This is a genomic window from Pseudoxanthomonas japonensis (genome assembly GCF_010093445.1).
GTDB classification, from domain to species: Bacteria; Pseudomonadota; Gammaproteobacteria; order Xanthomonadales; family Xanthomonadaceae; genus Pseudoxanthomonas_A; species Pseudoxanthomonas_A japonensis.
In genome coordinates this window covers 14830-31619 of the sequence record NZ_PDWW01000014.1, presented here as the reverse complement: position 1 = coordinate 31619, position 16790 = coordinate 14830, and the positions used below count along the sequence as shown (strand labels likewise).

The 16790-nt window shown below is 64.8% G+C and carries 18 protein-coding genes and 1 tRNA gene; 6 read left to right on the top strand and 13 right to left on the bottom strand.

Going from position 1 to position 16790, the window contains the following annotated elements:
• Nucleotides 1–95: 95 nt before the first annotated feature.
• From CSC78_RS10920 to CSC78_RS10885, 8 genes are all read right to left on the bottom strand, one after another.
• On the bottom strand, nucleotides 96–419 hold the full coding sequence (locus CSC78_RS10920; protein ID WP_162337911.1) for a hypothetical protein: 324 nt from the start codon (nucleotides 417–419) through the stop codon (nucleotides 96–98).
• Between the two features lie 138 nt (nucleotides 420–557).
• Nucleotides 558–1727 (bottom strand): serine hydrolase domain-containing protein, encoded by a 1170-nt coding sequence (locus tag CSC78_RS10915; protein WP_162337910.1) that lies wholly within the window; start codon nucleotides 1725–1727, stop codon nucleotides 558–560.
• A gap of 172 nt (nucleotides 1728–1899) precedes the next feature.
• Complete coding sequence (locus CSC78_RS10910) at nucleotides 1900–2181, bottom strand: hypothetical protein (protein WP_162337909.1); 282 nt, start codon at nucleotides 2179–2181, stop codon at nucleotides 1900–1902.
• A 170-nt stretch (nucleotides 2182–2351) separates the two neighbouring features.
• Nucleotides 2352–2774 (bottom strand): response regulator, encoded by a 423-nt coding sequence (locus CSC78_RS10905; protein ID WP_162337908.1) that lies wholly within the window; start codon nucleotides 2772–2774, stop codon nucleotides 2352–2354.
• A gap of 2 nt (nucleotides 2775–2776) precedes the next feature.
• Nucleotides 2777–3514, bottom strand: a complete 738-nt coding sequence (locus CSC78_RS10900; protein ID WP_162337907.1) for a sensor histidine kinase — start codon at nucleotides 3512–3514, stop codon at nucleotides 2777–2779.
• Nucleotides 3514–4458 (bottom strand): restriction endonuclease, encoded by a 945-nt coding sequence (locus tag CSC78_RS10895; RefSeq protein ID WP_238391243.1) that lies wholly within the window; start codon nucleotides 4456–4458, stop codon nucleotides 3514–3516. The genes CSC78_RS10900 and CSC78_RS10895 overlap by 1 nt, the downstream gene beginning before the upstream one ends.
• A gap of 9 nt (nucleotides 4459–4467) precedes the next feature.
• Nucleotides 4468–4557, bottom strand: a tRNA-Ser gene (locus CSC78_RS10890).
• A gap of 242 nt (nucleotides 4558–4799) precedes the next feature.
• Entirely contained in the window at nucleotides 4800–5807 is a 1008-nt protein-coding gene (locus CSC78_RS10885; RefSeq protein WP_162337905.1) for a LysR family transcriptional regulator, read from the bottom strand.
• A 115-nt stretch (nucleotides 5808–5922) separates the two neighbouring features.
• Here CSC78_RS10885 and CSC78_RS10880 point away from each other — a divergent pair, with 115 nt between their 5' ends.
• Complete coding sequence (locus CSC78_RS10880) at nucleotides 5923–6501, top strand: FMN-dependent NADH-azoreductase (protein ID WP_162337904.1); 579 nt, start codon at nucleotides 5923–5925, stop codon at nucleotides 6499–6501.
• A gap of 589 nt (nucleotides 6502–7090) precedes the next feature.
• On the opposite strand, the gene serS is transcribed toward CSC78_RS10880, so the two are convergent.
• On the bottom strand, nucleotides 7091–8371 hold the full coding sequence (serS, locus tag CSC78_RS10875) for a serine--tRNA ligase (RefSeq protein ID WP_162337903.1): 1281 nt from the start codon (nucleotides 8369–8371) through the stop codon (nucleotides 7091–7093).
• 111 nt (nucleotides 8372–8482) lie between these two features.
• Here serS and CSC78_RS10870 point away from each other — a divergent pair, with 111 nt between their 5' ends.
• Together CSC78_RS10870 and CSC78_RS10865 are read left to right on the top strand one after the other, a co-directional pair.
• Nucleotides 8483–9130 (top strand): energy transducer TonB, encoded by a 648-nt coding sequence (locus CSC78_RS10870; protein ID WP_162337902.1) that lies wholly within the window; start codon nucleotides 8483–8485, stop codon nucleotides 9128–9130.
• A 392-nt stretch (nucleotides 9131–9522) separates the two neighbouring features.
• Nucleotides 9523–10080: an energy transducer TonB gene (locus tag CSC78_RS10865; RefSeq protein WP_162337901.1), complete on the top strand. Its 558-nt coding sequence runs from the start codon at nucleotides 9523–9525 to the stop codon at nucleotides 10078–10080.
• 189 nt (nucleotides 10081–10269) lie between these two features.
• Here the strand turns inward: CSC78_RS10865 and aroA are convergent, their stop codons facing one another.
• Nucleotides 10270–11574, bottom strand: coding sequence for a 3-phosphoshikimate 1-carboxyvinyltransferase (aroA, locus tag CSC78_RS10860; protein WP_202924165.1), 1305 nt, complete (start codon nucleotides 11572–11574; stop codon nucleotides 10270–10272).
• A 24-nt stretch (nucleotides 11575–11598) separates the two neighbouring features.
• On the opposite strand from aroA, the gene CSC78_RS10855 reads away from it, so the two are divergent.
• Nucleotides 11599–11769, top strand: a complete 171-nt coding sequence (locus tag CSC78_RS10855) for a hypothetical protein (RefSeq protein WP_162337878.1) — start codon at nucleotides 11599–11601, stop codon at nucleotides 11767–11769.
• A 5-nt stretch (nucleotides 11770–11774) separates the two neighbouring features.
• On the opposite strand, the gene pheA is transcribed toward CSC78_RS10855, so the two are convergent.
• Both pheA and serC read right to left on the bottom strand, forming a co-directional pair.
• Entirely contained in the window at nucleotides 11775–12935 is a 1161-nt protein-coding gene (pheA, locus tag CSC78_RS10850; RefSeq protein ID WP_162337900.1) for a prephenate dehydratase, read from the bottom strand.
• Nucleotides 12936–13029: 94 nt separating this feature from the next.
• The gene (gene serC / locus CSC78_RS10845) at nucleotides 13030–14115 is read right to left on the bottom strand and encodes a phosphoserine transaminase (RefSeq protein WP_162337899.1); all 1086 of its coding nucleotides are present in this window, start codon (nucleotides 14113–14115) and stop codon (nucleotides 13030–13032) included.
• Between the two features lie 201 nt (nucleotides 14116–14316).
• Between serC and msrP the strand changes: the two genes are divergently transcribed.
• Together msrP and msrQ are read left to right on the top strand one after the other, a co-directional pair.
• Nucleotides 14317–15285 (top strand): protein-methionine-sulfoxide reductase catalytic subunit MsrP, encoded by a 969-nt coding sequence (gene msrP / locus CSC78_RS10840; protein WP_162337898.1) that lies wholly within the window; start codon nucleotides 14317–14319, stop codon nucleotides 15283–15285.
• A complete protein-coding gene (gene msrQ, locus CSC78_RS10835) occupies nucleotides 15286–15924 on the top strand; it encodes a protein-methionine-sulfoxide reductase heme-binding subunit MsrQ (RefSeq protein ID WP_162337897.1) in 639 nt (212 codons plus the stop codon).
• On the opposite strand, the gene CSC78_RS10830 is transcribed toward msrQ, so the two are convergent.
• Nucleotides 15893–16696 (bottom strand): FHA domain-containing protein, encoded by an 804-nt coding sequence (locus CSC78_RS10830; RefSeq protein ID WP_162337896.1) that lies wholly within the window; start codon nucleotides 16694–16696, stop codon nucleotides 15893–15895. The genes msrQ and CSC78_RS10830 overlap by 32 nt on opposite strands.
• Between the last annotated feature and the right edge of the window lie 94 nt (nucleotides 16697–16790).

The following is a 16790-nucleotide window of genomic DNA, read 5'->3' as shown; positions in this document are numbered from 1 at the left end:
GCAGACATCGACTGATGCGACGCAGCATTGTAGTCCGCATCTCACAGTGAGAGGTCAACGTGATGTTAAGAATGTTAAATCGCGGATTGATCCACTCATCCATCACCATGATCCAACGCTGCATCGAAACGATGCAACGATCCATCGAAACGATGGACCGTTCCATCAAAAAGATGGAACGTTGGGTCGAAACGATGCATTGATCCATCGAAATGATGGAACACTGGATCGAAACGATGCATGGATCCATCAAAAAGATGGAGCACTGGGTCGAAACGATGGACTGATCCATCAAAAAAGACGGAACGCTGGATCGAAACGATGCACTGATCCATCAAAAAGACGGAACACTGGATCGAAACGATGCACTGATCCATCAGAAACACGGAACGCTGGATCGAAACGACGCACTGATCCACCAGAAACACCGAACGCCGGGCGACATCGCCCCACGCTCCCCACGGGTATGCGCTGACGCAGAACAGGCCGCCCGGTCCGCCGCGTCCTCCCTGCCACCCCGGTGCCTGGCCGGCCAGCCCTGCACCACGGCGCCTGCGTCAGTCGACGAAGACCTTGCCGCTGCCGTACTCCCACCGCCACGGCACACCGGTCTCGCCCAGCACGAAGGCCACCAGCCGCGGGAATGCGCGCTCGGCGCGCACGTCGTTGCCCAGGATCACCACGCAGCGCCTGCCCTGTTTCACGCACACCCAGGTGTTGCCGGTGGAATCGTTGTGCCCGCCCTTGAAAAAGCCCGCGCCCTGCGGGCCGTCGAAGACCACCACGCCGAGCCCGGCGTCCAGATCCTTGCGCCGCTGCGCGACGGGCAGTTCGTCCTGCAGCGTGGGAAACTGGCTGGCGGTGGTGATGGGAAGCTGCGGCGAGGTCATCGCGTCGAACGTAGCCGGCTCCAGGCCTTCGCCGCGGATGTAGGCGGCAACGAAGTTGGCGAGGTCGGCAATGGTGGTATCCATCGAGCCGGCGGCGCGCACGCGGCTGCGCTCGTCGTGTGGCTCCACCGTGCCGTCCTCCATCCAGCCATCGGCGAGATTGGCGGCAAAATCCGCGCGCCACATCATGCTGGTGTTCGGCATGTCGAAACGGTCGAACACGCGCCGCTGCATCTCCGCGCCCAGGTCCAGGCCCAGCCCGCGCTCGAGCACGTACTGCAGCAGGATCAGGCCTTCGCCGGAGTATGCGTAGCGCGTACCGGGATCGAAGTGGAAGCGCAGCTTCCCGTCGGGTTCGAGATAGGCGAAGTTGGCGAAGCCGCTGCTGTGGGTCAGCAAATGGCGTGCGGTGATGTTCTTCCAGCGGGGATCACCGGCCAGGTCTGGCCAGGGACCGTAGGCGTCCTCGGCGGGATAGTCGGTCAGCGGTTTGGCGAAGTACTCGCCGACAGGGCGGTCGAGGTCGAGCCTGCCCTCCTCCACCAGCTGCATCACCGTGTACGCGAAGACCGCCTTCGTCAGGGACGCGCCATACATCACGGTGTCGGTCTGCAGCGGATCGCCTTTCGCGTTGCGCTGGCCGTAGGCGGCGACATGGACGACGTTGCCGTCGTCGATCACCGCGATGGCCAGGCCGTTGGCCTGCGCGGCCTTCATGGCCGCGGCGACTTCGGCATCCAGTGCGGCGCGGGTGGGAATGGGATTGGCTGCGGGACCGGCCGCCGGGGCGGCGAACGGCAGCAGCACGAACAGGCCAATCGCGAGCAATGGACGCATCGTTGTCTCCCCGGTTTACGTCCGATCTTACGGACCGCACACCCCCGCAACAGCGCCAGAGGTCACGCCCCGCCCCCGTAGCCCGGGTAAGCGAAGCGCACCCGGGACGCACCACCGGGACCGCCTCACGCAACGCCTGGATGCAGCCGAGCGCCTTACCCGGCGATTCCCGTCAGGGCGCGACGATCTTCATCAGCGCGACGGCGGCGATGCCGGCCACCAGCCAGATGACGACGCGCTTGAGCGTGGCGGCATCGATGCCTCCCCTGCCCTCGGCATTGCGGGTCGGGTTGATGCCCACGACCAGCACATGCATCGGCAGCGCGATCACCAGCAGGAACGCGAACACCCAGTACATCGTCTCGTCGCCCAGCTTCGGCCAGATCAGGGGCATGGCGACGCCGGCGAAGAGGCCGGCGATGGCGGCGGTGATGGGGGTGGGCGTCATCTTCATGCGAGGTAGCGTCCATCGATGGGAAACCGCCATTTAGCGGGCAGGTGGCGAACTGGGTGTAGCGGATAGTTATGGGTGTGGTCTACACACAACACGCATGACAACAATATCACTGTACCGTCAAGCTCAAGCCCAACTACAGTCGCCACTAAATTATTCTGACCATCAATTCAACGATCCAGCAAAGATCGTATGCGCTCTTTCAAATCCCTTGGCCGACCCTTAACACAGTAGCCAACGCCGACACGCGCAGCTTCTGTCTCGATCTCATCAGTATCCTGAACGGAATAAAGAAGAACTTTATTAGAACCATACCCAGAATTTCTAGCAGCTATTGCAAGTAGCAGCCCAGGGAACTGCGTATACAAAGGAGGCCTAGCTGCAAACATGGAATCAGGAACGCCTGTCGTCGGCATCATTAAATCGATCGTCACCAAGTCGAAGTGATTCCTTCTCTGATTGAGCGCATCCAAAGCAGCCGAAAATGATGGCTCCATTACAACTTCAGCTCCACCACTCTCCAGATACTCCCTCAACCATGCGACAGCCGGCGGCTGGTCATCCACCAACAGTACTCGTTTGCCAACAAACATATCTACCTCCTAGTCGAGCGCTGGCCTTCGTTCTTGAACCTTGGAAATCTTAATCGGACAGTTGTGGTTCGCCCCGCGCCACTATGCTCCGCCTCAATAGTTGCTCCAAAAACTTGCTCTAGAACCTGCCTACAAATATACAACCCAATACCCGACCCTTCTCCCGTGTGAGCCTCCGCCTCGCCACCTCTAACTCCTAAATCAAAGATTTTTTCTTTATCCGAGTTATGAAATCCGACGCCGGTATTAGAGACCTCAACAATAAGATTCTTTGTAAGCCTCTGAACCCTGGTCGACACCAAAACCTTAGATTGCTGATCAGAGTACTTTGCCGCGTTGTCGAACAAATTCATGAAAACCTGACGCAGCAAATCTTTGGAGCCAAAAACAATGTACTGAGTTTCGGGGTCATCAAGCTCAACATCAATATGGGAGTCTGACTCCTGAAAAAATTGTGCAGCCTGAATTATTAACTCAGGCACTACGCAGCGTTGCGGAACCGATTTGAGCCTTTCGAGCTCACTCGGAATACTCAACCTAGACAAGTAGGCCATATTCCTTATCAGCTCTACTGAATGCTCCAACTGAGCTCTTACTGCTTTCAATCGCTGATCTTTGTCTCCCTTTAGGGATCCATCAATCATATTATCTATGGTTCCAATAACTCCATTTAACGGATTCACGACTTGATGGATAAAGTTATAGAGTGTCCGCGTATCAATCGTAGATTCTAGCGCCATCAACCCTCCTCCCATAAAATCAGATCATCACCCGAAATACGGTACTGAACTCCACACCACATTCCAACAACCACTAGGTCGGAATCGTCGCCAATCACCAAGTCACCCACACCAAGATCAACAGACAAGCAAAGAGACATCCCAGGCGTCGGCGCCACCGCGACTTTAAAGCCACCCTTTGCGCGAATTACGTAGCGAAGGTAAGCCAAGAAGCATATTAAATTTTGCGAGAGCTCTACCAAGCCAGTCAACCATAACGGCACCGCAACCTTCCGCTTAGCAGCTATATCAAACCTACCGAGCACCTCAACTTGCGCTATTCGAGAAGAGACGAAGCGCGAAAGTTCGAAAGCCGCATCCGCAGCGACAGACTCCGCCGCAATTTCCAGCTCAGCTTCCGCGACCGTGCACACGACGGCCAGTATCGATGCAATTTTCTGAAAGCTAACGGGATATTGCGCCGGCCCTTTAATGAGCTGATATTTTGCTAGGAGTAGCGGAAAGCTCCGCAACTTAACTTCAAGTTGAGGACCATCTAGTCGACTTATTCTCAAGCCGCGGCGCTGCGCATTCCACTTTGATATTTCTGTAGCACAGCTTGGCGTAATGTTTGCGGTCGTGACCATAAGCAGAACGTCCGCCCTGTTACTCTCAGCGTAAGCGACTTTCTCGTAGACAATCGGCCAGGAAATGGAGGCGGCGTAGCGCTTACATTCCACAAACCAACTTTCACTGAAAAGTTCACCAGTCGGATCCTCTCGCAGGACTATGCCCTCGATATCTCTGCCTCCGTCAGGGCCAGGACTTCGCCAAATAACATTTCGCATCCCCAAGCAAAGCATTAGGTCGTATGTCAAGTTCTCAAACTTGGTATGACTGATTGCTTTTATGGATTTCAGCACGCGCTCCTCCTGAGCAGTGATGAGTAGCACTTCAAATTGCAACAGTCGGTTTGGCGGAGAGAGTGGGATTCGAACCCACGGTAGGCTTACACCTACGGCAGTTTTCAAGACTGCTGCCTTAAACCACTCGGCCATCTCTCCGTTGTCACTACCCTACCGCGGCGCTGCGCGCCGTACGGCAGTTTTACCATCGACCTGCGGTCGATGTTCGCTCCGGCCTTCGGCCTACGCAGTCAAGACTGCTGCCTTAAACCGCTCAGCCATCTCTCCGTTGTCTGGAACTGCCCGCGCCCCTGTCGCGGAGCATCGCCGCCCTACCCCGGCGGCACGCCCGGCCCCTTGCAGGCCGGACGGCATTTTCGCACGAACCCTGCCGCCGTGGCCTACGAGGCCTTCTTCACCTTGGCGGCCTTGGTGTTGTCGATCGCCATCGCGATGGCCTTCTCCTTCGCCTCCGCGCAGGCGCCACCACAGTCCAGCCGCGACGACTCGATCTGCTGCGGCAGGTGCTCGGCCAGGAAATCGATGAACACCCGCACCGCCGGCAACAGACCCCGGCGCGAGGCGAACACCGCATGGCAGATGCCCTGCGGCAGGCTCCATTCCGGCAGCACCACCTCCAGCTCGCCCTTGCGCACGGCCTCGGCGCATACCGTCTCCGGCAGCAGCGTGATGCCGTAGCCGTCCTTCGCCATCGACTGCAGCAGCGGGAAATCGAAACCGGCCAGGCGCGGATTCAATTCGATCCGGCGCACCTCGCCAGCGGGACCATGCAGCTCCCAGCGCTGGCGCGCCTCGTCCTCGCTGATGCTCAGCGTCACGTGCTCGGCCAGGTCTTCCGGCATCTTCGGGCGGCCGGCGCGATTGAGGTACTTGGGACTGGCGACCAGCAGCTCCTGGATCTGGCCGAAGCTGCGCATCACCAGGCTGCCGTCGTCGTCGAGCTTGGCGCGTACGCGCAGCGCCACGTCGTAGCCCTCGTTGATGATGTCGACGCGGCGGTTGTTGACGTGCAGCTGCAGCCGCACCTTCGGGTACTTGTCGAGGAAGGCCGGCAGGATCTTCGGCAACTGCATCTGCGCCACCGCCACCGGCACGCTGACGCGCACCACGCCGCGCGGTTCCGCGCTGAGGCGGTCGACCACTTCGCGCGCGGCCTGGGCCTCGGCCAGCATGGTCTGCGCATGGCGGTGCACGCTCGTGCCGACGTCGGTGACGGCGAAGCGGCGCGTCGAGCGCTGCAGCAGGCGCACGCCCAGATCCGTCTCCAGCTGGCTGATGCGCCGGCTCAGGCGGGACTTGGGAATGCCCAGGGCGCGCTCGGCCGCGGCGAAGCCACCGTGGTCCACCACCATGGCGAAGTAATAGAGGTCGTTGAGGTCGTGCTGCATGACAATAGTTCCGCCTTTAGAACAATCAGTGACGTTAGACCACGTTTATCCCAATAATGCAACGACCTACAGTGATCTCCAGGCGGCACTGGCCGCATCCGACTGGAGAACCACCGTGAAACTATTGCATATCGACAGCAGCGCGCTGGCCGCCAACTCCGTCAGCCGACAACTGACCGCCGCCATCGTAGCCCGTTGGCAGGACAGCGTGCCCGGGCTGGAGGTCACCTACCGCGACCTCGATGCCGACCCGCTGCCCCACCTGACCAACGCCATTCTGGGTGGGGGCGATGCCGCCGCCGCACAAGCCGGCGAGGCCGCCATGCAGCAGTTCCTGGCCACCGACGTCATCGTGCTGGGCGTGCCGCGCTACAACTTCGGCGTGCCGTCCACCCTGAAGGCCTGGATCGACCGCGTCGCCGTGGCCGGCCGCACCTTCAAGTACACCGAGAACGGCCCCGTGGGCCTGGCCGGCGGCAAGAAGGTCATCGTGGCCGAGGCCAGCGGCGGCGAGTACGCCGGCACCGCGATCGACTTCGTGGCGCCGTACCTGAAGCAGGTGTTCGGCTTCCTGGGCATCACCGACGTGGAATTCATCCGCGCCGAGCGCGTGGCCTACTCGCCCGAGCACAAGGCGCAGGCCATCGAAGCCGCGCTGGCCAGCATCCCGGCCCCGCTGCGCAAGGCCGCCTGATCCCATAAGCACCAACCGCTCCTCTCCGTTCGGCCCGCGCAAGCGGGCCGTTTTCTTTGGGGTGAGGAAAAGGCAGGTCCACTCCCCTCTCCCTGCGAAGCGGGGAGAGGGTGCCCAGCGGGCGGGTGAGGGGCGAGCGAAGACGGGCTGGTGTGAGGGTGCGCCAAGGTCCAGCGTTCGAGAATCGAGGAATGGGCACGTGACGCACAGCGCGAAAAGCTGCCCCTCATCCGCCCTTCGGGCACCTTCTCCCCGCTCGCGGGGAGAAGGAATCGCCACGCTTGCGGGGAGAGGGAATCACCACGTCCCCGGCCAGCATGGACAAGGGACATTCCATTCGGCCCGCGCAAGCGAGCGGTTCTCTAAAGACGCGCTAAGAAGCTGGGATGACTCCCCTCGCCCTGCGCAGCGGGGAGAGGGTGCCCGAAGGGCGGGTGAGGGGCGAGCGGAGAGGGATGTCGGACGCTTTCACCCGCTTCCCGCAATCGATCAACGGCGGACCGCGGAACGGGAAGTCCTGCGCCAACAGCAGCCCCTCATCCGCCCTTCGGGCACCTTCTCCCCGCTCGCGGGGAGAAGGGAATTGCGATCACGCGATCTGTTCGGCCCCACCCATATACGGCCGCAACGCCTCAGGCACGGTGATCGAGCCGTCGGCGTTCTGATAGTTCTCCATCACCGCGATCAGGCAGCGGCCGACGGCGGTGCCGGAGCCGTTGAGCGTGTGCACGGGCTCCGGCTTGCCGGTGGCGGGGTTGCGCCAGCGGGCCTGCATGCGGCGGGCCTGGAAGTCCTCGCAGTTCGAGCAGGATGAGATTTCGCGGTACATGGCCTGCGAGGGCAGCCAGACTTCCAGGTCGTAGGTCTTGGTGGCGCCGAAGCCCATGTCGCCGGTGCACAGTAGCATGCGGCGGTACGGCAGGCCGAGCTTCTCCAGCACGGTCTCGGCGGCGCGGGTCATGCGCTCCTGCTCGTCGTAGCTCTCGGACGGGCGCGCGATGGAGACCAGCTCCACCTTCTCGAACTGGTGCTGGCGGATCATGCCGCGCACGTCGCGACCGCCGCTGCCCGCTTCCGACCGGAAGCACATCGAATGCGCGGTCATCCGCAGCGGCAGGCGGGCGTCGTCGAGGATCTCGTCGCGGACGATATTCGTCAGCGGTACTTCCGAGGTCGGGATCAGGTAGCGCGTGTGCTCGCCCAGCTGGGTGGCGAACAGGTCTTCCTCGAACTTCGGCAACTGGCCGGTGCCGCGCATCGAGTCGGCGTTGACGATGACGGGAACGCTGGTTTCCTCGTAGCCGTGTTCGTTGGTGTGCAGGTCGAGCATGAACTGCGCGAGCGCGCGGTGCAGGCGCGCCAGCTGGCCTCGCAGCACGGTGAAGCGCGCGCCGGACAGCTTGGCGGCGGTGTCGGCGTCCAGCCAGCCGTGGCGGGCGCCGAGTTCCACGTGGTCCTTCACGTCGAAGTCGAACGTGCGCGGCGTGCCCCAGCGGTGCTGCTCGACGTTGCCGGCCTCGTCGCCGCCGAGCGGCACGCTGGCATGCGGCAGGTTTGGGATGCCGAGCGCGATGGTTTCGATCTCGCTGCGGATCTCGTCCAGCCTCACTTCCGAGGCCTTCAGCTCGTCGCCGAAGCCGGCCACTTCCGCCATCAGCGCCGACACGTCCTCGCCCTTGGCCTTGGCCTGGCCGATGGCCTTGGAGCGGGTGTTGCGCAGGTTCTGCAGTTCCTCGGTGCGCTTCTGGATCTGCTTGCGGGCGGCTTCCAGGTCGGCGATCCGGGACACGTCCAGGTCGAAACCGCGGGTCTCCTTGAGGCGCTGGGCGAGTTCGGCGGGCTGGGTGCGGAGCAGGACGGGATCGAGCATGGAAACAGCAGTCTGGCGTGGGAAGCCGGCATTATCGCCCATCTGCGACCGCCTGCCCGTGCGGTTAACCACGGCTGTGCAAGAATCGGCGCGTCTTTTCCGGTGATCCCCATGTCGGCCCAGCAACCGCACGACCCGCACTTCACCTTCCGCCTGCCCCGCACCGCCCTGCGCAATGCCGGCATCGCCTTCGGCATCGGCCTGCTGCTGTTCGTCATCGTCTGGTGGGCCGGCCGCGACGACGGCTTCTATACCCCGGAGGCGACCGCACCGGGCAAGCCGCTGCCCATCGAGGCGCTGCCGGAACCCCTGTCCACCGGCGCGGGCGCCAGCGGGATGGAAGAGCCGGCACCGCGGCCTGCGGCCGAGGAGCGTCCGCAACTGGTGGAAGAGAAGCCGATGCCGGCCCCGGTCTCCGAAACGCCGCTGCCCACCGCGCCAACCGATCCGACGGCACCGGCCGCGCCGGTCGCGCTGGCGCCCGGCGAAGTGCCCGTACCGATTCCCGGCCAGACCCCGGCACCGGAATACCCCTCCTCCGCGATGCGCAATGGCGACCAGGGCACGGTCATGGTGCGCGTGGAAGTCGGCGTGGACGGCCTGCCGACCTCGGTCGAGGTGGCGCAACGCAGCGGATCGCGCGATCTGGATCGCGCCGCCGTCAACGCCGTGCGCCAGTGGCGCTTCCAGCCGGCGCAGCGCGATGGCCAGCCGGTGCCGGGCGCGGTGACGGTGCCGATCGATTTCAAGATGCGGTGATGCGAGTCGGCACGGCGCACGATGCCGCGTGGGCGCCGCAACGATGCCAACGGATGTTCAGCGCTGCCAGAGATCCGTTCGTGGTGAGCCTGTCGAACCCGGCCCTTCGCTAAGATCCAGAAGCGACGACGGCGCACATCGACGCCAGCAGCGTGGTTCGACGAGCTCGCCACGAACGGGGGTCGTGGTTCGGAGCTTCCTATACGCTCATGCGCGGCCACAGCACGGAAAAGCTCCGCGCATGCACGCACCTTGCACACCGATGAATGCGCGTTTCGTTAGCTGAACTCAATCCGGCTCGTTTCATCGCCCAATCACGCATCGCAAACATCGTCGCGCAAAGACTCGGCACCGTTCCAACGCGGAACCCACAACGCGAAACGGAGGTTCACATGTCGATGCCCACCAACAACGAATACCGCGCCCCGGATACCGTCGAAGACACCACGGTCGAACCGCGCCGCACCACCTCGCCCGTCCTGCTGACGCTGCTGGCCTTTGCGGTGACCGCCGGCGGCCTGATCTGGTGGAGCCAGTCGCGCGCGCCTGCCGAGGCCCCGGTCGCCACCGTGCCCGGCAGCGTGATCGATGAGCCCGCGGCCACGACGCCCGCCCGGGAACGCGCCGCGGCGACCGCCAACCGCGAGCGTGCTGCGGCGAATCGTCCGGCCCCCATCAGCCGCGACGCACGCCCGATGGCCGGCAACGCGGAGCCGAAGTATCCGGCCTCGATGCTGCGTGCCGGCGTCGGCGGCACCGTGGTCGTGCTGGCCGAAGTGGATGCCCAGGGCAACCCGGTCAATGTCAGCGTGGTCGAACGCAGCGGCGAGCGCGAGCTGGATCGTGCGGCAGTCAGTGCCGTGAAGCAGTGGCGCTTCGAGCCGGCCATGCGCAATGGCAAGGCCATTGCCACCAGCGTGAAGGTGCCGGTGGACTTCAATCCTATCTAACCGGCATCACCTGCGCTCCTGACATGGAGCGAACGAGGAAAGGAAAGGGGGACGCGGGCAAGGCGTCCCCCTTTTTCGTGGCGTAAGACAAAGCAGCTTTTTGTGGGAGCGACGTAAGTCGCGAAGCCGTCATGAGGTGGGTCATCGCGACTTACGTCGCTCCCACATCACACCCCTGTTGTCAGCCGATTACGCCTTTCGCAGCGCGAAACCGGCGCCTGTCGCCAGCGCATCGTAGTTCGGGAACGAGGTCGCCACGTTCGCCACATCGCCGACGCGCACCTCGCCCTTCGCCAGCTGGCCGGCAATGGAGAACGCCATCGCGATGCGGTGGTCGCCATGACTGTCGACCACCCCACCCTGCAGCTCGCCGGGGAAGATCGTCGCGCCATCCGGCGTTTCGTCCACCCGCAAGCCGAGCGTGCGCAGGCCGTTGGCCATCGCGGCGAGGCGGTCGGACTCCTTCACCCGCAGCTCGGCCGCGCCGCGCACGACGGTGGGACTGTCCGCGGCGGCCGCCGCAACGAACAGCGCCGGGAACTCGTCGATCATGTCCGGCACCAGCGCCTCGGGCACGGCGATGCCGCGCAGCGGCGCATGGCGCACCACCAGGTCGGCGACCGGCTCGCCGCCATGTTCGCTGGCGTTCTCTTCGGTGATGTCGGCGCCCATCAGCCGCAGCGCCTGCAGCAGGCCGGTGCGGCGCGGATTCAGGCCGACCGCGCGCAGGCGCAGCTCCGAGTCCGGGATGATGCTGGCCGCGACCAGGAAGAACGCCGCCGACGAGAAATCCGCCGGTACCGCGATATCGGTCGCCGCCAGCCGCTGGCCGCCGCGCAGGCGTGCGAAGCCCGGCGAGAAGTCGATGTCGACGCCGAACGCCTTCAGCATGCGCTCGGTGTAGTCGCGCGTGGGGTGCGGCTCGCGCACGACGGTGTCGCCGTCGGCGTACAGGCCGGCCAGCAGCACCGCCGACTTCACCTGCGCGCTGGCGACTTCCAGCGTGTAGTCGATGCCGGTCAGCGGCTGGCCGCCGTGGATGCGCAGCGGCGGCAGGCCGCCTTCTTCCGTATCGATGCGCGCGCCCATCGTCGACAGCGGGGCGGTGACGCGGCGCATGGGACGCTTGGACAGCGAGACATCGCCGACCAGCACGCTGTCGAACCGCTGCGCGGCCAGCAGGCCGGCGAGCAGGCGCATGCCGGTGCCGGCGTTGCCGCAGTCGAGGTCGCCATCAGCGGGCTTCAGGCCATCCACGCCGACGCCGTGCACGATGCGCCGCGAAGGCGACGGGGTTTCGATGCGTACCCCGACCCGCGAGAAGATCGCGGCGGTGGCGCGGGTGTCTTCGCCTTCGAGGAAACCGTCGATGGTCGACGTGCCGTCGGCCAGTGCGGCGAACATCACCGCGCGGTGCGAGACCGACTTGTCGCCGGGGATGTCGAGGGTGCCGCGGAGCGGTTGGCCGGCGGAGGCGATCCAGTCTTGTGTCATGGCAATTCGTTGCGGGTATTGAGGATGAATGAGATCGGCAGTCCGGGCGAACGACGGAAGGTTTCCGTCATCCCGGCGAACGCCGGGATCCATCCTGCTCTTGCTGGTCTGGCGAAAGGCAACGTCAACGTGGATCCCGGCTTGCGCCGGGATGACGAACGGGGCGATGCGACGACCGGACGCAGTTCAACATGACGTCATCACGGCACCGCGACCGGATACGACCCCAACACCTTGATCTGGGCCGAGTGCTGCTTCAGCTCGGCCAGCGCCAGCTTCATCGCATCGTCGTCGATGTGGCCGGCCAGGTCGATGAAGAAGCCGTACTCCCACTTGGCGTGGTGCGACGGGCGCGACTCGATGCGGTTCATGCTGATGCCGTGGCGCGCGAACGGGCTGAGCACGTCGAACAGCGCGCCGGGCTTGTCGTGGATGAAGACCAGCACCGAGGTGCGATCGTGGCCTGACGGCGGGAACAGGCTGCGGCCGATCACCAGGAAGCGGGTGGTGTTGTCCTTGTCGTCCTGGATCGGGCTCATGACGACCTTCTTCAGGCCATACACGTGTGCGGCGCTCTCGCCGCCAATGGCCGCCGCGTCGTCGTTGCCGCGCGCGCGACGCGCGCCCTCGGCGTTGCTGGAGACCGGCACCTTCTCCACCTTCGGCAGGTTGGCGCGCAGCCAGCCCGCGGTCTGCGCGAACGACTGCGGGTGCGCATAGATGCGTTCGATGTCGTCGATGCGGCCGCTGCGCGACATCAGGAACTGGTGCACGCGCAGTTCGACCTCGCCGCAGATCTTCAGGTCCGAGGTCAGGAACATGTCCAGCGTGATCTGGATGGTGCCCTGCCCCGAGTTCTCGACCGGCACCACGCCGAAGTCGGCGTTGCCGCTGGCCACTTCCTGGAAGACTTCCTCGATGCTCGCCAGCGGCAGGCCGTGCGCGGAGCGGCCGAAGTGCTTGAGCACCGCCTGCTGGCTGAAGGTGCCCTCCGGACCGAGGTAGCCGATCTTCAGCGGCTCCTGCTGGGCGAGGCAGGCGGACATGATCTCGCGGAAGACATGCACCAGCACTTCGTCCGACAGCGGCCCCTCGTTGCGGTCCACCACCATGCGCAGCACCTGCGCCTCGCGCTCGGGACGGTAGTAATCGACGGCGGCGGCGAGCTTGCCCTTGGCCTTGCCGACCTGGTGGGCGAACTGCGCACGCTCGGCGATCAGCGACTGGATCTGGCGGTCGATGCCGTCGATCTTGGCGCGCACGTCGGAGAGGGCCGGTGCGGGCGTTGCGTCGGCTTTCTTGCCCGCGGCGGGCTTGGCGGTCTTCTTCGGCTTGCTGGGTTTGGTGGGCTTGGAGGCCATTCGCGTTTCCTAAAGGTGCTTTCTGTAGGAGCGACGTGAGTCGCGACCGGAAGGTTGGCGGTCGCGACTCACGTCGCTCCTACAAGGAGTTCACTCATCCATTGCGCTGCTGGAAATCGCGCATGAAGTCCACCAGCGCCTGCGCGCCCTCGACCGGCAGCGCGTTGTACAGCGAGGCGCGGATGCCGCCGACCGCCTTGTGGCCCTTCAGCGCCAGCAGGCCGGCGGTCTTTGACTCGGCCACGAAGCGCGCGGTGAGGGTGTCGTCGGGCAGGAAGAACGGGATGTTCATCCGCGAACGCGCGGCCGGGACCACCTCGTTGCGGTAGAAGCCGACTGAAGCGTCGATGGCGTCATAGACCAGCGTCGACTTCACCGCATTGCGGCGGGCGAACTCGGCGACGCCGCCTTCGGCCAGCATCCACTTGAACACGAGACCCGCCAGGTACCAGTTCCAGGTCGGCGGCGTGTTGAGCATGGAATCGCGCTCGGCATGCGAGCGGTAATCGAAGATGTCGGCGCGCGGCTGGCCGGCGCGTTCGAACAGGTCCTTGCGGATGATCACCACCGCCACGCCGACCGGGCCGAGGTTCTTCTGCGCACCGGCGTAGATCACGCCGTACTTCGACACGTCCAGCGGCTCGGAGGCGATCGACGAGCTGAAGTCGGCGAACAGCGGCACGTCGCCCACGTCCGGCGTGTCGCGGAACTCGACGCCGTGGATGGTTTCGTTGGCGGTGATGTGCACGTAGGCCGCGCCCGGCGTGAGCTGCCAGGTATCTCGCGCGGGGATGTCGTGGAAGCCGCCCGCTTCGCCATCGGCAGCGATGTTGACCGTGCAATAAGGCTTGGCCTGCCTGATGGCGGTCTTGCCCCAGTGCCCGGTCACCACGTAGTCGACGACCTGGCCCGGCGCGGCGAAGTTCAGCCCCAGCAGCGCCTGGTGCGTGGTCGCGCCGCCGGACAGGAACAACACGGCGTAATCGTCCGGAATGCCGATCAGTGCACGCAGGTCGGCTTCGGCCTGGGCGGCCACCGCGATGAAGTCCTGGCTGCGGTGGCTGATTTCCACAATGGACGCGCCGATGCCGTTCCAGTCGAGCATCTCGGCCTGGGCCTGCCGCAACACGGCTTCGGGCAACGTGGCGGGGCCGGCACTGAAGTTGAACGCGCGCGTCATGGGACACCTGAACAGGAGGACCCGTAGTATGCCGCAGCGCATCAGTTGCAGGGGCAACGAAGCGGACGATGCGGCATGAATCGCGGACGCCCTGCATCCCGTGCTCACCCGGGCGCGTATACGCTGAGCCTGCCTTCCAGGTGTCGGGAATTTTCCTGCGCCGGAAGCGTCCAACCCCCACGCCCCCTCCTGGAGATGCCGATGTCCCTGCGCGATGCCCTGCGGATTCCCGCCTCCCGGATCACCGACGAGCGCGTCTATCTCGAACGACGGCGCCTGCTGCAGACGTTGGCTGCGGCCCCTGCCCTTGCGCTGGCCGGCTGCGCCGAAGCGGAGCCACCGGCGCCACCGAAAGTCACGGTGACGCCGGAACAGGCCCGGTCCGGCTTCCGCACCACCGAAACGCTGACCCGGTTCGAGGACGTCAGCAGCTACAACAACTTCTACGAGTTCGGCACCGGCAAGGCGGACCCATCCAATGCCCGCAAGACCCTGAAGACCTCGCCGTGGTCGGTGGTGGTCGGCGGCGAGTGCGCCAAGCCCGGCAGGATCGCGCTGGAAGACCTCGTGAAGGGCCTGACGCCCGAAGAACGCGTCTACCGCCTCCGCTGCGTGGAGGGCTGGTCGATGGTCATCCCGTGGCTGGGTGTGCCGCTGGGCCAGGTGCTGAAGAAGTTCGAGCCGACGTCCAAGGCGAAGTATGTGGCCTTCACCACGCTGGCGGATCCGGTGCAGATGCCCGGCGTGCGCTACCGATCGATCAACTGGCCCTACCGCGAGGGCCTGCGCATCGACGAGGCGATGCATCCGCTGACGCTGCTGGCGACCGGCCTGTACGGCAAGCCGTTGCCGCAGCAGAACGGCGCGCCGCTGCGGCTGGTGGTGCCATGGAAGTACGGCTTCAAGAGCATCAAGTCGATCGTCGAGATCATGTTCGTCGAGAAGATGCCGGAAACCGCCTGGCACGACCTGCAGCCGTCGGAATACGGCTTCTTCTCCAACGTCAATCCGAACGTCGACCATCCGCGCTGGAGCCAGAAGACCGAACGCCGCATCGCCGGCACCCAGAGCAAGCTGTTCGCCGAACGCATCCCGACGCGCATGTTCAACGGGTATGCGGACCAGGTGGCCTCGATGTACGCGGGCCTCGACCTGAAGAAGTGGTACTGAGTGGCACCGGCACGCAAGGCGTCGTCTGGCCTGATCGCCGCGAAGGCCGCTGTGCATGCGCTGGCGTTGACGCCGTTGGCGATCCTGGCCTGGCAGTTCTACGACGTCTGGCAGAACGGCAGCGACGCGCTGGGCGCGGATCCGGTGGCGGAAATCGAACATCGAACCGGGTTATGGGCGCTGCGCTTCCTGATGATTGCGCTGGCCGTCACGCCGCTGCGGCAGCTGACCGGCCAGTCGGGGCTGCTGCGGTTCCGGCGGATGCTGGGCCTGTACGCGTTCTTCTACGCCACCCTGCATCTGTCCGTGTATCTGGGTCTGGACCTGCGCGGGTACTGGACGCAGATCTTCGAGGAGATCGTCAAGCGGCCCTACATCACCGTCGGATTCGCCGCGTGGCTGCTGCTGGTACCGCTGGCCATCACCTCGACGCAGGGCTGGATGCGGCGGCTCGGTCGCCGCTGGGGGCAGCTGCACAAGTTGGTCTATGCCATCGGCGTACTGGCCGTGCTGCATTTCTGGTGGCTGGTGAAGTCCGACATCCGCGAGCCGCTGCTCTACGCGGCCATCCTGGCGGTGCTGCTCGGCTGGCGGGCGTGGAAAGCGGTCAGCCGGCGCCGAACAGCAGCAGCGCGCTGAGCGCACCCGCCATCAGCAGGGCCGCAAGCAGCAGCCAGGGCCAACGCAGTGCGGAGGAGGCAGGCTTCGCGGGTGCCGCAGGCTCGGCGGACGCACTGGAGGCATCGTCGATGGCGGCGGCATCCTCGATCTTCGCGCTCGGCGCCCACGGCACCTCAAGCACGAAGCGATGCTGGGCATCGAAGACGATCTGGTCGCCCGCCACGAGCAGCGCGTCACGCACGGCCATGCCGTTGACCCGGGTGCCCTCGGACGAGCCCAGGTCGCGCAGCAGCACACGCTCGCCGCGCAGTTCCAGGCGTGCATGCCGTTCCGCGAACGCGGGATCGTCTATGCGGATGTGCGCGTCGCGGGCGCGTCCGACCACGCGCGGCTCCTCGAGCGACACGCTCTTCCCGTGGTACTTGCCGCCCAGGCCACGCAGGACCACGCGCATGTCGCCCTGGCCGGCATCGCTGTCGCGCAGGTCCGACGCCGACGCATAGCCGGACTGCAGCAGCAGTTCGACGCCCTCGACGAAGACCGCGTCGCCGGGACGCAGCACCGCCATGCGCCGGACCGGACGGCCATTGATGTGTACGCCGCGCATGCCGTTGGCGACCTGCAGCCACAGGCCGCGCCGGTCCACGCAGATCTGCGCGAGCAACGCGCCCTGCAGCGCATCACCGACGCCGATGGTACCGGCCGCCTCGCGCACGATGCGGTGCACGCCGGTGGTGAGCGGACGGTCCGGCGCGGGGCGGTTGCTGAAATGAAGTCGGAGGTTCTGCACGCGACGGGAGCCTAGCAGGTTGGCGCGCGGCCGGCAGCACCGGCTTGGCATCTTCACGCGGTGCCGCGCAGAATATCCGCCACGTCACAGGAGC

Coding starts and splice junctions, on each gene's coding strand:
- CSC78_RS10915 (WP_162337910.1), bottom strand. CDS start 1,727: ATGCGTCCATTGCTCGCGATTGGCCTGTTCGTGCTGCTGCCGTTCGCC.
- CSC78_RS10910 (WP_162337909.1), bottom strand. CDS start 2,181: ATGAAGATGACGCCCACCCCCATCACCGCCGCCATCGCCGGCCTCTTC.
- CSC78_RS10905 (WP_162337908.1), bottom strand. CDS start 2,774: ATGTTTGTTGGCAAACGAGTACTGTTGGTGGATGACCAGCCGCCGGCT.
- CSC78_RS10900 (WP_162337907.1), bottom strand. CDS start 3,514: ATGGCGCTAGAATCTACGATTGATACGCGGACACTCTATAACTTTATC.
- CSC78_RS10885 (WP_162337905.1), bottom strand. CDS start 5,807: ATGCAGCACGACCTCAACGACCTCTATTACTTCGCCATGGTGGTGGAC.
- serS (WP_162337903.1), bottom strand. CDS start 8,371: ATGCTCGATCCCGTCCTGCTCCGCACCCAGCCCGCCGAACTCGCCCAG.
- CSC78_RS10870 (WP_162337902.1), top strand. CDS start 8,483: ATGTCGGCCCAGCAACCGCACGACCCGCACTTCACCTTCCGCCTGCCC.
- CSC78_RS10865 (WP_162337901.1), top strand. CDS start 9,523: ATGTCGATGCCCACCAACAACGAATACCGCGCCCCGGATACCGTCGAA.
- aroA (WP_202924165.1), bottom strand. CDS start 11,574: ATGACACAAGACTGGATCGCCTCCGCCGGCCAACCGCTCCGCGGCACC.
- CSC78_RS10855 (WP_162337878.1), top strand. CDS start 11,599: ATGAATGAGATCGGCAGTCCGGGCGAACGACGGAAGGTTTCCGTCATC.
- pheA (WP_162337900.1), bottom strand. CDS start 12,935: ATGGCCTCCAAGCCCACCAAACCCAGCAAGCCGAAGAAGACCGCCAAG.
- serC (WP_162337899.1), bottom strand. CDS start 14,115: ATGACGCGCGCGTTCAACTTCAGTGCCGGCCCCGCCACGTTGCCCGAA.
- msrP (WP_162337898.1), top strand. CDS start 14,317: ATGTCCCTGCGCGATGCCCTGCGGATTCCCGCCTCCCGGATCACCGAC.